14 protein-coding genes are annotated in these 12,841 nt (G+C 62.3%); 4 read left to right on the forward strand and 10 right to left on the reverse strand.

The window, feature by feature from the left end; genetic code table 11:
* Window positions 1–19: 19 nt before the first annotated feature.
* Complete coding sequence (locus tag PCLY_RS23535; RefSeq protein WP_061242891.1) at window positions 20–1,516, reverse strand: CoA-acylating methylmalonate-semialdehyde dehydrogenase; 1,497 nt, start codon at window positions 1,514–1,516, stop codon at window positions 20–22.
* Between the two features lie 120 nt (window positions 1,517–1,636).
* Here PCLY_RS23535 and PCLY_RS23540 point away from each other — a divergent pair, with 120 nt between their 5' ends.
* Window positions 1,637–2,518 carry an AraC family transcriptional regulator gene (locus PCLY_RS23540; protein ID WP_061242894.1) on the forward strand — a complete coding sequence of 294 codons (882 nt, stop codon included), beginning with the start codon at window positions 1,637–1,639 and terminating at the stop codon, window positions 2,516–2,518.
* Window positions 2,519–2,529: 11 nt separating this feature from the next.
* On the opposite strand, the gene PCLY_RS23545 is transcribed toward PCLY_RS23540, so the two are convergent.
* Window positions 2,530–2,943, reverse strand: a complete 414-nt coding sequence (locus tag PCLY_RS23545; RefSeq protein ID WP_061242897.1) for a PaaI family thioesterase — start codon at window positions 2,941–2,943, stop codon at window positions 2,530–2,532.
* 98 nt (window positions 2,944–3,041) lie between these two features.
* The gene (locus PCLY_RS23550) at window positions 3,042–3,854 is read right to left on the reverse strand and encodes an HDOD domain-containing protein (protein ID WP_061242901.1); all 813 of its coding nucleotides are present in this window, start codon (window positions 3,852–3,854) and stop codon (window positions 3,042–3,044) included.
* 141 nt (window positions 3,855–3,995) lie between these two features.
* Here PCLY_RS23550 and ung point away from each other — a divergent pair, with 141 nt between their 5' ends.
* Window positions 3,996–4,685 carry a uracil-DNA glycosylase gene (ung, locus tag PCLY_RS23555; protein ID WP_061242904.1) on the forward strand — a complete coding sequence of 230 codons (690 nt, stop codon included), beginning with the start codon at window positions 3,996–3,998 and terminating at the stop codon, window positions 4,683–4,685.
* Between the two features lie 8 nt (window positions 4,686–4,693).
* Here the strand turns inward: ung and PCLY_RS23560 are convergent, their stop codons facing one another.
* From PCLY_RS23560 to PCLY_RS23585, 6 genes are all read right to left on the reverse strand, one after another.
* Complete coding sequence (locus PCLY_RS23560; protein ID WP_061242907.1) at window positions 4,694–5,554, reverse strand: DUF6279 family lipoprotein; 861 nt, start codon at window positions 5,552–5,554, stop codon at window positions 4,694–4,696.
* 978 nt (window positions 5,555–6,532) lie between these two features.
* The gene (locus PCLY_RS23565) at window positions 6,533–7,234 is read right to left on the reverse strand and encodes an ABC transporter ATP-binding protein (protein WP_036998952.1); all 702 of its coding nucleotides are present in this window, start codon (window positions 7,232–7,234) and stop codon (window positions 6,533–6,535) included.
* 3 nt (window positions 7,235–7,237) lie between these two features.
* On the reverse strand, window positions 7,238–8,005 hold the full coding sequence (livG, locus tag PCLY_RS23570; RefSeq protein WP_061242910.1) for a high-affinity branched-chain amino acid ABC transporter ATP-binding protein LivG: 768 nt from the start codon (window positions 8,003–8,005) through the stop codon (window positions 7,238–7,240).
* Window positions 8,002–9,273, reverse strand: coding sequence for a high-affinity branched-chain amino acid ABC transporter permease LivM (locus tag PCLY_RS23575; protein WP_061242913.1), 1,272 nt, complete (start codon window positions 9,271–9,273; stop codon window positions 8,002–8,004). The genes livG and PCLY_RS23575 overlap by 4 nt, the downstream gene beginning before the upstream one ends.
* On the reverse strand, window positions 9,270–10,193 hold the full coding sequence (livH, locus tag PCLY_RS23580) for a high-affinity branched-chain amino acid ABC transporter permease LivH (protein WP_061242916.1): 924 nt from the start codon (window positions 10,191–10,193) through the stop codon (window positions 9,270–9,272). The genes PCLY_RS23575 and livH overlap by 4 nt, the downstream gene beginning before the upstream one ends.
* 119 nt (window positions 10,194–10,312) lie before the next feature.
* A complete protein-coding gene (locus PCLY_RS23585; RefSeq protein ID WP_061242918.1) occupies window positions 10,313–11,434 on the reverse strand; it encodes a branched-chain amino acid ABC transporter substrate-binding protein in 1,122 nt (373 codons plus the stop codon).
* Between the two features lie 295 nt (window positions 11,435–11,729).
* Here PCLY_RS23585 and PCLY_RS23590 point away from each other — a divergent pair, with 295 nt between their 5' ends.
* Both PCLY_RS23590 and PCLY_RS23595 read left to right on the forward strand, forming a co-directional pair.
* The gene (locus tag PCLY_RS23590) at window positions 11,730–12,047 is read left to right on the forward strand and encodes a DUF2288 domain-containing protein (protein ID WP_061242921.1); all 318 of its coding nucleotides are present in this window, start codon (window positions 11,730–11,732) and stop codon (window positions 12,045–12,047) included.
* A gap of 96 nt (window positions 12,048–12,143) precedes the next feature.
* The gene (locus PCLY_RS23595) at window positions 12,144–12,512 is read left to right on the forward strand and encodes a DUF5064 family protein (RefSeq protein ID WP_061242924.1); all 369 of its coding nucleotides are present in this window, start codon (window positions 12,144–12,146) and stop codon (window positions 12,510–12,512) included.
* Window positions 12,513–12,590: 78 nt separating this feature from the next.
* Here PCLY_RS23595 and PCLY_RS23600 read toward each other — a convergent pair whose 3' ends face one another.
* Window positions 12,591–12,809, reverse strand: coding sequence for a bacterioferritin-associated ferredoxin (locus tag PCLY_RS23600; protein WP_004423711.1), 219 nt, complete (start codon window positions 12,807–12,809; stop codon window positions 12,591–12,593).
* Window positions 12,810–12,841 lie beyond the last annotated feature (32 nt).

The raw sequence follows: 12,841 nt of genomic DNA on the forward strand, positions 1-12,841 counted from the left end.
AGGTCACGCTACCCCGTTCTCATTTCAGTGAAATGGTCATGTTCGGCCCATCGCCCAGCGGCTCGTCATCGAACCAGCGGCTGGTCACCGTCTTGGTCTCGGTATAGAAGCGCACCGCCTGTTTGCCGTAGGCATGCAGGTCGCCGTAGAACGAGCCCTTCCAGCCGGTGAAGGAGAAGAACGGCAGCGGTACCGGGATCGGTACGTTGATGCCCACCTGGCCCACTTCGATCGCATGCTGGAAATGCCGTGCGGCGCCGCCGGAGCGGGTGAACAGGCTGGTGCCGTTGCCGTAGGGGCTGGCGTTGACCAGTTCGATGGCCGCTTCCAGGCTGTCCACCTCCATGCACACCAGCACCGGGCCGAAGATTTCCTCGCGGTACAGGCCCATCTTCATGGTCACGCCACGGAACAGGGTCGGCCCGACCCAGTTACCCTTCGGATAGCCCTCGACCGTGCACTGCGAGCCATCGAGCAGGCAGTCGGCGCCCTCGGCCTTGCCTTGTTCGATCAGGCGCAATACGCGCTGGCGCGCCTGCGGGCTGATCAGTGGGCCATAGGCGGCGCCGTTGTCCTGCCAGTGACCGGGGCGCAGTGCGGCCATCTGCGTCGCCAGTTCGTCGATCCAGTGTTTCGACTCGCCAACGAACACCGCCACGCTGATCGCCATGCAACGTTGCCCGGCAGCACCGCAACTGGCACCGATCAGGTTGCTGATCACCTGATCCTTGGGCGCGTCCGGCATGATCACCATATGGTTCTTGGCCCCGGCGAAGGCCTGCACGCGTTTCAGGTGCTGGGTGCCGGTGCGGTAGACATGCTGGCCGACGGTTACCGAGCCGACGAACGACACCGCGCGCACGGCCGGATGCACCAGCAGCGCGTCGACCTGCTCGCGCCCGCCATGCAGCACCTGCAGCACGCCTGCTGGCGCACCAGCCTCGATAAAGAGTTCGGCGAGGCGGTTGGGTGTCAGCGGATCCTGCTCGGACGGTTTGAGGATAAAGGTATTGCCGCAGGCGATGGCCAGCGGAAACATCCACAGCGGAATCATCGCCGGGAAGTTGAACGGGGTGATGCCGACGCACACGCCCAGTGGCTGGATCCAGCTGGCGGTGTCGATCTCGCGGGCGACGTTTTCCACCGTCTCGCCCATCATCAGGCTGGCGATATTGGCGGCGTGCTCGGCCACTTCGATGCCGCGCCAGACGTCGCCCTTGGCATCGGCGAAGGTCTTGCCGGTTTCCGCTGCGAGAGTTTCCGCCAGCTCGTCGTGATGCTCCTTGAGCAGGTGCTGATAACGCAGCATCAGGCGGGCACGTTCCGATACCGGCACCTCGCGCCAGGCGAGGAAGGCCTGCTGCGCACTACTTACTGCTGCCTCGATTTCCTCGGCGGTGGCCTTGGGCGCCAGGGCGATCACTTCCTGGGTGGCCGGGTCAGTGACTTCGATCAGGTCCGTGGCCTGGCTTTCACGCCATTGGCCGTCGATCAGTTGCGGCAGGTTACGGGGCATCGTCGCCTCCTGTTGTTCTTGTTGTGTTCTGTTATAGCCCTTGGCGATGGCCTTGTGGATTGACGATCTTGGTCTGTGGATGGACGATCTTGTCATTCGATTGAATGGTGTGAGGTGCACATGGGGATGCGTGTGGAAACGTCCAACTGGCCACTGCCGGTGGGTGGGCAGCGCTTCATCACGCCGCCGCGTCTGCGTCGCCTGCTGGCGCACCATGCCCTTAGCAGCGGTTGCTATCCGCTGGCCATGGGCTTCTATCCGGAGGCTGCCGGCCATCAGATGCGCCGCGAGCGAGCGGACGACCACCTGCTGATCTACTGCCGTTCGGGGAGAGGTTGGTTGCACTGCACGGATGGACGATTCGATGTCGGCCCCGGCGACCTGCTGCTGCTGCGCAAAGACATGGCGCATGCCTACGGCGCCGACGCGCAAAGCCCCTGGACGATCTACTGGGTGCACTTCGACGGCGCTCTGAGTGACGACTTCCTGCGTCTGCTGGGCAAGCAGCCGCTACGCCGGATTGGTGTACAGCCGCGCCTGCTGGGGGATTTCGAGGCGCTGCTCGCCGTGCAGCGCCAGGGGCTCAATGCAGCGCCGTTCATCCATGCTGCACACCGTTTGCAGGCGCTGCTCAGCTCGCTGGCGGTGCTACCGGCGCGGGTCAATCTCAAGTTTGGCCGGGTGCTGGATATCGAGGCGGTGCAGGCGGTGATGCGTGAACATCTGCGTGGCAGCCTCAATCTCGACGCGTTGGCCGCGCAGTTCAAACTGTCGCGCTTTCATTTCGCCAAGACCTACCGCGCGCTGACCGGGCATGCGCCGATTCAGGATTTCATTCAGCTGAAGATGGCGCTGGCTTGCCGCCTGCTCGATCGGGGCGAGATCGAGGTGCGCCAGGTGGCCGAGCAACTGGGCTATGACGATCCCTATTATTTCTCGCGGCTGTTTCGCAAGGTGGTGGGCATGGCGCCCAGTCATTACCGAGCGCTGCATCAAGGCTAGTCGCGCGCCCGCTACACCCGTGCGATGGTCGCCAGGCCGGTAGCCACCAGTTTTTCCTGACCGTCCTTCTCGGCGAACACGTCGGCTCGGCAGACTGCCTGGCGTTGACCGGCCTTGAGCACTTCAGCGCGGCAGATCAGACGCTCGCCAACGGCAGGGGCGAGCAGGTTGAGCTTGTATTCGCTGGTAACCACGTCTCCGACCATCGAGGCCGCGGCCCAGGCGCAGCCGCTGTCGACCATGAAGCCGACCACTGCGCCATGCATGTAGCCATGGTGCTGGCACAGATCGCGGCGGCTGCGCACTTGCAGGCTGACCCGGCCTGGCGCGAAGTCGAGCAGTTCGGCACCGAGCAGTTGGGCGAAGGTGGAATGGGCGAGCGCCTGTTCCAGACGCTCGCGGCTGATGCCGTTCGAGTCGCTCATATGATTTCCTGCACGAGTTGTGCGGGAGAGTCTCGACCTGCTCTCAGGCTTGGACAAGCTGCATCCACCTGCCTGATAAGGCTGCATAGCAGGAAGCCTCAGGCGAGCAGGCGCTTCCACAGTTGCAGTTCGCCGGCCAGCTCCTGCCGCAGTTCGGCGAGCGGTTGCTCCAGGCCAAGCTTTGCCTGCGCCGGCAGCGGCTCGGGTAGAGGAGCGTTGCTCTGCAGGGCGCTGGCGAGCAGGACCAGATCGGCCAGGTCGGCTGCGCCGTCATGCTGGCGTTGCCATTGGCCGTAGAGGCGAGTGGATTCGATCACCGCCGACGGCAACTGCCAGCGCGTGAGGATCAGCGCGCCGAGGTCACCGGACAGCTGTTCGCACAGCCGGTGCAGCGAATCGGCGTCGCGCGGCACATCCGGCCAGTGTTCCAGCTCCGAGAGCAGCGGCAGGCTGCCGATGTCCTGCAGGAGCCCGCCGAGCATGGCATCGTCCAGAGACAGACCCGTGCGCTGGGCCAGTGCCGCACAGTAGGCGGCGCGTTCACGGGCATGCTTCCAGCGCGCGCGGAAGGCCTGTTGCAGCGCAGGGTCCTGACTGGTGAACAGGTGCTGCAGGCTGAAGCCCAGCACCAGGTCAGCCAGCTGCCGGGTGCCGAGGCGACCGAGCAGGTCACGCAGTGAGGTGCAGGCGCGGTTGCCGCGCAACAGCGGCGTTGTGGAAAACTGCATGAGATAGGCGGCCAGCGGGGGATCGCTGTTGATCACGCGGGTCAGCTGTTCCAGCGAGGTGCGTGGGTCGTCCAGCAGCTTCTTGATCCGTACCGCGGCCTCGGGCATTTGCGGAATTCTGGCTTCGCCCTTGAGAAAGCGGTTCAGTAGCGCCAGGCGCAGGGTATCGACAGGGGTTGTCATCGTCTTGGGGTTCGTTCTCGGCGTCTATGGTTGCAAGGCTAGCAAAGCATCTTGCCGCGTGCCGGGGCAGCCTTCCTTGACTTGCCGCAACCCCTTCTCTAGCGTGCCTGCATTTGTGAAGATTCAGGCAGGAAAAAGTCCATGACCGACGACCGCATCAAACTCGACGCCAGCTGGAAAGAGGCTTTGCGCGAGGAATTCGACAAGCCTTACATGAGCGAACTGCGAGAGTTCCTGCGGTCGGAAAAGGCGGCAGGCAAGGAGATCTACCCGCCGGGCCCGTTGATCTTCAATGCGCTCAATTCCACGCCGCTGGACAAGGTGAAGGTGGTGATCATCGGTCAGGATCCCTACCACGGCCCTGGGCAGGCCCACGGCTTGTGCTTCTCGGTACAGCCGGGCGTGCAGACGCCGCCGTCGTTGCTGAACATCTACAAGGAGCTCAAGCGCGACCTCAATATCGACATCCCGGCACACGGCTACCTGCAGAGCTGGGCGGATCAGGGCGTGCTGCTGCTCAACACCTCGCTGACCGTGGAGCGCGCCAACGCCGGCTCGCATGCCAAGATGGGCTGGCAGTTCTTCACCGACCGGGTGATCGAAGTGGTCGGCGCGCAGCAGGACAAGCTGGTGTTCCTGCTCTGGGGCAGCCACGCGCAGAGCAAGCAGCGCCTGATCGACCCGACCAAGCACCTGGTGCTGCGCTCGCCGCATCCGTCGCCGCTATCCGCTCACCGTGGCTTCATCGGCAACGGTCACTTCAGTCGCTGCAATCAGTTCCTCAGCCAGAACGGCATGCAGCCGATCGACTGGCGCCTGCCTGCGCTGTGAAAGCCGCTTCAGCGCTGCACGACGGCCTCGTCAGCAGTGCATTGCTGTGCGGCCAGGTCGGCATGAAGGCTTTGCAAACGGTTTTCGGCCCGCTGCATCTGTTTTGAGTCGGCCTGCTCGACCAGGTCGACGATCAACTCGGCCATTGCCTGACGATTCTTCTCATAACTGGCCTGATAGGCGCGGGTGTAGAAACGCTCGCGTTGCTGCAGCAGGGCCGTCATGCGCGGGGCGAAGTCGTCGCCGCGGCGAACTTCCAGGGCTTCATGCAGGGCCTGCTGCCAGGCGATGCGGTTATCCAGCCAGATCCGGTTCTGCTCGCCAAGGCCCTGTGCCCAGCTCTGCACCCGTTCTTGCTGCGCGGCATTGAGTGTGCCGAACCAGGGCTGCAGGCGCTCCTCCATGCGTCCGGCACGGTGGCTGATCTGCTCCTGTACGGGCGGGTCTAGAAACTCCTCACGCAGTTTGCCGTTCTGCTCGTCTAGCGCAGCCATCAACTGTTCGACCTGGCGCGGACTGAGACCGCGCAGCAGCTCGATGGCGCTGGGGGTGATTTCCACGGCGATACGCTGCATGGCCTGTTCGAAGCCGGCCAACTGGCTGGCCATCAGCTCGCTGTCGCGGCGGCTGAGCGCCAGTTGGCTGCGTTTCAGCCAGTCGAGATAGCCCGGAAGTTCTACGCTGCAATGCCAGGCCAGATGTTCCTGCAACTGGGGCTTGAACCACGCGCTCTGCTCGCTGGTCAGCGCCACGTAGTCGCTGAGCTTCCAGGGGATCAGCCAATCGAGATTGCGATAGGCCAGGCCGACGCGGCTGCAGGCGCTCAGCAGCAGAGTGGCGGTCAGCAGAAGAAGCAGGGATTTGCGCATGAACGCAGTCTCGCGAGGGCAGAGTCCTTGAGACTAATACTCGTCGAACCTGATGCAAGAGGGCGGAAATATTCGCTTATGACTTCGGTGATGTGAGGTTCGGATCGTGGGCGAAAGGGATTCTTTGCATGGATTGGGAAAGTGCAGATTGATACCGGACTGGTAAGTTTGTGCGTTCTTTTGCGCTATTTACATCAGGGCAAAGATCATTGGCGCGTCGATCTTTCGTCCTGGTTTCGCCCCTCACGGGCGAGTCACTTTCTCTTGCTTGCCCAAGAGAAAGTAACCAAAGAGAAGGGCACCCCGTTCATCCGGCCCCGGCTACGCCGGGGTTCCCTCGCTCCATCACCACTCCAGGGGCGCGCCACGAAGGGCCATCCCTGGCCCATCGTGGCTCTCGCGACATCCATGTCGCTCAACCCCTTACGCGGCGATTCCACTCAGCCTCCTGAAGGGGATTTCGGCGTCGCCTGTAACATTGCGGTTGAAAAGCAAAGGCCAGACGCCGCCAATTTCAACTCAGCGAAGATTACGCAAGCTCGAGACCTGGTCCCCTTCAGGAGGCCGAGTGGAGGTGTTGCGTAGGGGAGCGAGCCGCATGGATGCGGCGAGAGGCTTAATGGGCCAGGGATGGCCCATGTAAGCCGGCCCCCGGAGCGGCACCGGAGTGAGGGAAGTTTCGCGTAGCGAAACCCGGATGTCGGGGTGCCCTTCTTTGGCACACCTTTCTTGGGCAAGCAAAGAAACGCAGCGAAGCGCAGTAACAGCCGCAGGCTGGCCCGAAGGGTGAGCGCAGCGAATCAAGGTGTGGCGCCCGTAAGGGGCGCAACCCAAACGCTCAGCAAACGCTGTAATGGATAATGCCAAGCCCGTGAGCAATACGCACACAAACTTACCAGTCCAATGTCAAACGCATCCAAATACGAACAACCAATAAAAAACCGCCCCGAAGGGCGGTTTCGATGGTGCCGGTAGCGCTCAGCCGCCGAGGTAGGCGTCGCGCACCTTGGGGTCGTTGAGCAGCTCTTCGCCGCTGCCCTGCATGACGATATGGCCATTCTCCAGCACGTAACCGCGGTCAGCCAGTTTCAGCGCCTGGTTGGCGTTCTGCTCGACCAGGAACACGGTCACGCCGTCCTTGCGCAGTTGCTCGATGATGTCGAAGATCTGCTGGATGATGATCGGTGCCAGACCCAGCGACGGTTCGTCGAGCAGCAGCAGGTTGGGCTTGCTCATCAGCGCGCGACCGATGGCGAGCATCTGCTGTTCGCCGCCGCTCATGGTGCCGGCACGCTGGGCGAAGCGTTCCTTCAGGCGTGGGAACAGGTGCAGGACCTTGTCCAGTTGCTCCTGGTTGTCCGCCTTGTTACCGAAGAAGCCGCCCATGGCCAGGTTTTCCTCGACGGTCAGGCGGGCGAACACGCGACGGCCTTCCGGCACGATGGCGATGCTCTTGCGCATGATCTCCGGGGTGTCCATGCCCACCAGTTCTTCACCCAGGTAACGGATGCTGCCGCTGGTGGCGCGCGGGTTGCCGCACAGGGTCATCAGCAGGGTCGACTTGCCCGCGCCGTTGGCGCCGATCAGGGTGACGATCTCGCCTTTCTGCACCTCGATGCTGACGTCGTGCAGGGCCTGGATCTTGCCGTAGAAGGTGGAGACGTTGTTGAAACTCAGCATGGATTACGCCTCCCCCAGATAGGCTTTGATCACGTCCGGGTTGTTGCGGATGTCGTCCGGCGTGCCGTCGGCCAGGGGAGTGCCCTGGTTGATCACGTAGATGTGGTCGGAGATGCTCATCACCAGCTTCATGTCGTGCTCGATCAGCAGCACGGTGACATTGTGCTCGTCGCGCAACATGCCGATCAGCTCTTTGAGGTCTTCGGTCTCGCGCGGGTTGAGGCCGGCAGCCGGCTCGTCGAGCATCAGGATGCTCGGCCGCGTCATCATGCAGCGGGCGATTTCCAGGCGACGCTGCTGACCATAGGCCAGGGTGCCCGCTTCACGGTTGGCGAAGTCCACCAGGTTGACCTTCTCCAGCCAGTAGCCGGCGAACTCCATCGCCTCGCGCTCGCTGCGACGGAAGCCCGGCGTCTTGAACAGACCGGCCAGATAGCTGGTGTTGAGGTGGCGGTGCTGGGCGATCAGCAGGTTTTCCACCGCGGTCATGTCCTTGAACAGACGCACGTTCTGGAAGGTCCGCACCACACCCTTGCGGGCGATCTTGTGCCCCGGCAGGCCTTCGATGGCCTCGCCATTGAGGCGGATGCTGCCCGAACTCGGCTGGTAGAAACCGGTCAGGCAGTTGAACACGGTGGTCTTGCCGGCGCCGTTCGGGCCGATCATCGACACCACCTGCTTTTCCTTGACGTTCAGGCCCACCCCGTTGACGGCCAGCAGGCCGCCGAAACGCATGGACAGGCCGCTTACTTCGAGAATCGTGCGGCTCATCGCTTCAGCTCCAGGTGGGGACGTTGCATCGGCAGCAGACCTTGCGGGCGCCAGATCATCATGAAGATCATGACCAGACCGAAGATCAGCATGCGGTACTCACTCAGCTCACGCATCTCCTGCAGCATCACCATGACGATGGCCGCGAGGATCACGCCAAGCTGCGAGCCCATGCCGCCGAGTACCACGATGGCGAGGATCATCGCCGACTCGATGAAGGTGAACGACTCCGGTGTCACCAGGCCCTGGCGCGCGGCGAAGAAGCTGCCGGCGAAACCGGCCAGGCTGGCGCCGATGGTGAAGGCCGAGAGCTTGATCACGGTGGGGTTCAGGCCCAGCGCGCGGCAGGCGATCTCGTCTTCGCGCAACGCTTCCCAGGCACGCCCGATCGGCATGCGCAGCAGGCGGTTGACCAGAAACAGGGTCAGCAGCACCAGCAGCAGGGCGATCAGGTAGAGGAAGATCACCTTGTACTGCGAGTTGTAGGCGATCTCGAAGTAACCGTGGAAGGTCGGCATGTCGGCGGGTACACGGCGTTCGAAGGACAGACCGAACAGGGTCGGTTTGTTTTCGTTGGCGATGCTCAGGCCGTTCGGGCCGCCGGTCAGGTCGGTGAGGTTACGCAGCAGGATGCGGATGATCTCGCCGAAGCCCAGGGTGACGATGGCCAGGTAGTCACCGCGCAGGCGCAGCACCGGGAAACCGAGCAGGAAGCCGAACAGCGCAGCCATCATCCCGGCGATTGGCAGGCACATCCAGAAGCTCAGGCCGAAGTAGTGCGAGAGAATCGCGTAGCTGTAAGCGCCGACGGCGTAGAAACCGACGTAACCCAGGTCGAGCAGGCCCGCCAGGCCGACCACGATGTTCAGGCCGAGGCCGAGCATCACGTAGATCAGGATCAGTGTGGCGATGTCCACCGCGCCGCGGCTGGCGAAGAACGGCCACACCAGCGCCACCATGACCATTGCCAGAATGATCCAGCGTTGGGTGGAGGGCAGGGTGAGGAAGTTGCCGATCTGGCCGCTGCCGCTGGGCAACTGGGGACGTTTGGCCCAGACCGGCGTGATGCGATCACGCAGCAGTTGCCAGAGGAAAATCAGCGTTGCAGCGCCGCCGATGCACCAGAGTTCAAACGCAGTGGCACCGTGCACTTGCAGGCCGATGCCAACAGTGGTGAGTTTCAGACCCAGGACCGGGTAGGCAACGATCAGCACCAGCAGGGCGCTGAAAATCGCCGATTTGAGGTTCTTCACGCTGGAGGTGCTCATACCTTCTCCACCTCCGGACGGCCGAGGATGCCGGTGGGACGGAACAGCAGCACCAGCACCAGCAGGCTAAATGCGACCACGTCCTTGTATTGATCACCGAAGATATCGGCACCGAAGGCTTCGGCCACGCCGAGCAGCAGGCCGCCAAGTACCGCGCCGGGGATGCTGCCGATGCCGCCGAGTACCGCAGCGGTGAAGGCCTTGATACCGGCGAGGAAGCCCAGGTGCGGGTTGATCACGCCGTATTGCATGCCCAGCAGCACCGAGGCGATGGCCGCCAAAGCGGCACCGATGACGAAGGTCAGGGCGATGATATTGTTGGTGTTGATACCCAGCAGGTTGGCCATCTTCAGATCTTCGGCGCAGGCGCGGCAGGCACGGCCCAGGCGCGAGCGGGAAATGAACAGGGTCAGACCGATCATGGCGACGAAGGTGACGATGAAGATCAGCACCTGCATGTAGGAGATGACGACGCCGTTGGTAGCACTTTCACCGAAGATGAAATTGCCAGGCAGCAGGCTGGGAATGGCCTTGTCCTTGGAGTCCTGCGAAAGCAGCACGGCGTTCTGCAGGAAGATCGACATACCAATCGCGGAGATCAGCGGAATCAGGCGGTTGCCGCCGCGCAGCGGGCGGTAGGCGACGCGCTCGATGCTGTAACCATAGGCGCTGGTCACGATCATGGTGACGACGAAGGCGCCGATCATGATCACCGGCACGGCTTCGATGCCGAACATGGAGAGACCGGCGATCACGATGAAGGCGACGTACGCGCCGATCATGTAAACCTCGCCGTGGGCGAAGTTGATCATGCCGATGATGCCGTAGACCATGGTGTAGCCGATGGCGATCAGGGCATAGGTGCTGCCAATGGTCAGGCCATTGAGCAACTGTTGCAGGTAGTGATAAAGATCAGGCATAGCCTAACTCCTGGGCAGCGCGTAAAGCGGCGCTTGTGGCGCAGCGCGAGGCCGGAATTCTTCTAATAGACAAAGCCCACTGCGGGAGGCACAGTGGGCTTTGAGTTCAGACAGGAAACTTACTTGGCTTCGGACTTGGTGCCGTCCTGGTGCCACTCGTACACCACGAAGCTGAAGTCTTTCAGGTCGCCCTTCTCGTCGAAGGCCAGGGTGCCGGTGGGGGTGTCGAAGCTGTTGGAACGCAGCGCAGCCGCTACCTTGGCGGTATCGGTGTCGCCGGCTTTCTCGATGCCTTCAGCGATGACCTGAACGGCGGCGTAGGCCGGGAACACGAACGGACCGCTCGGGTCTTCGTTCTTGGCCTTGAAGGCCTCGACCAGCGCCTGGTTCTTCGGATCCTGGTCGAAGGACTTCGGCAGGGTGACCAGCAGGCCTTCGGAAGCCGGGCCGGCAATGGCCGAGATTTCCTTGTTACCCACGCCTTCCGGACCCATGAACTTGACGTTCAGGCCGCGCTCTTTGGTCTGGCGCAGCAGCAGGCCCAGTTCCGGGTGGTAGCCGCCGTAGTAGACGAAGTCGACACCTGCCTGGTTGAGCTTGGCGATCAGGGCGGAGAAGTCCTTGTCGCCGGCGTTGATGCCTTCGAACATGGCGACTTTTACGCCTTTGCTTTCCAGGGTCTGCTTGACCGCGGTAGCGATGCCTTCGCCGTACTGCTGCTTGTCATGGATGACGGCAACGCTCTTCGGCTTGACGTGGTCGGCGATGAAGTTGCCGGCGGTCGGGCCTTGCAGGCTGTCCAGACCGATGGTGCGGAAGACCAGCTCGTAACCGCGAGCGGTGATGTCCGGGCTGGTGGACGCCGCGGTGATCATCAGGATGCCTTCGTCTTCGTAGATGTCGGAAGCCGGCTGAGTGGAGCTGGAGCACAGGTGGCCAACCACGAACTTGACGCCGTCGTTGACGATTTTGTTGGCAACGGCAACGGCCTGCTTCGGATCGCACGCGTCGTCGTAGACCACGCCTTCGAGCTGAGCGCCGTTCACGCCGCCGGCCTTGTTGATCTGCTCGATGGCCATCTTGGCGCCGATGAATTGCATTTCACCGTACTGAGCGACAGCACCGGTCACCGGACCGGCCAGGCCGATCTTGATGGTGTCGGCTGCCATCGAATAGCTGGCCGCCCCTGCCAGCGCCATTGCCGCGAACAGCTTGGAAATCTGCTTAGTAGCCTTGTTCATGAGTGCTCCACTCTTATGTTTTTCGTTGTTGTAGTTCTTGCGGCCGAAGCTGCAGAACCGGGTCAGTGACCCCGGTCGTGCCCCCGGCAACTGTACCGGAACAGTGTAGAGCGCCGGTTTGCGCCTTGAAAAGCCGGCAGCCGGAGGCGAAACGTGGGGTTGTCGCTAAATTGCAAGGAATGTATAGAAAAACGGCGTGGCCTGAGCCAGCTGACGAGCGTCGTGCGGTTGCCAGGGCATTTGCTGACGCTATCATTGCGCGCCTGCATCCAACGCCATCGACACGGGACACACCATGACGGATCAATCTAGCACCCTCTATGCCAAGCTGCTCGGTGAGACAGCGCCGATTCGCTGGCAGGAACTGCAGCCGTTCTTCGCTCGCGGTGCGTTGCTATGGGTCGAGGGCAGTCAGGATCTGGTGGCGGTTGCGCAGGCCGTGGCCGAGAACGATCAGGCGCGTGTCGCGCAATGGATGAACCAGGGGCTGTTGTGCGCGTTCGAAGATGCACGGGCCGAAGATCTGCTCACGCGTGACCCTCAGTTATGGGCGGTGGTGGTTGCGCCCTGGGTGCTGGTGCAGGAAAGGGCAGGGGACTCGACCCTGCACTGAAACGGCGCGCTGAAGGGCTGGAAGTGGCGGGCTAGACTCTTCCGCGCTCTTTTCGGGGTAGCCCCGTCGCAGTGCTATGGCAAAGGAGTGAGCGCCATGTTCGAACCTGGTCATCTGCATCGCAGCAACCTGCCAGCCCTGGGCGGGCAGCCCGGCTACAGCATCGACTTCTACTACGAGGTACGTCAGGACCCGAAAGAGGGGGCCATGCTGCATGGGCGCCTGGTTGGAGAAGTCGAAGGCAAGGCATTCGAGGACGTCTTCGAAATGCACCGCGATACCGCTTTCAATTTTGCCAGTGTGATCTCGCGGCTGATGGCCAAGCATGGCTTGCCGCCCAACCATAGCCCGATCATGAGGGAACATGCCGAGTACGATGCGATCTTCGAGGACATCCGCGCCAAGCTGCACGCCAAGTCAGGGGATGCGGTGAATTTCGAACACCTGGAGCGTGACGGTCTGTAAGGGCTGGTTCGAAGCCTGAGTGAGGGCGAAAAAAAAACCGGACTCTGAAAGTCCGGTTTTTTGTCTGCGAGCTACACGTCAGGCTGCGACGAACCCGGCTGGGTAGGCAAGCGATGCCTGGCTGCTCTGTACTTCGGCGATGGTTTCGCGAACGACCTGCTTGGCCAGGCAGGCACACTTGCCGCACTGGCTGGCGATGCCTAGCGTGCCGCGTACTTCACGGTAGCTGCAGCAGCCTTCATAGACCGCATCGCGGATCTGAGTATCGGTGACACCTTCACACAGGCAGACGTACATAAGCAGGGCTCGTCTTGGTGGTTCTGTTCGAT

Origin of the sequence: Ectopseudomonas composti (assembly GCF_001567565.1) — a bacterium.
In the GTDB taxonomy this organism is placed as follows: domain Bacteria; phylum Pseudomonadota; class Gammaproteobacteria; order Pseudomonadales; family Pseudomonadaceae; genus Aquipseudomonas; species Aquipseudomonas composti_A.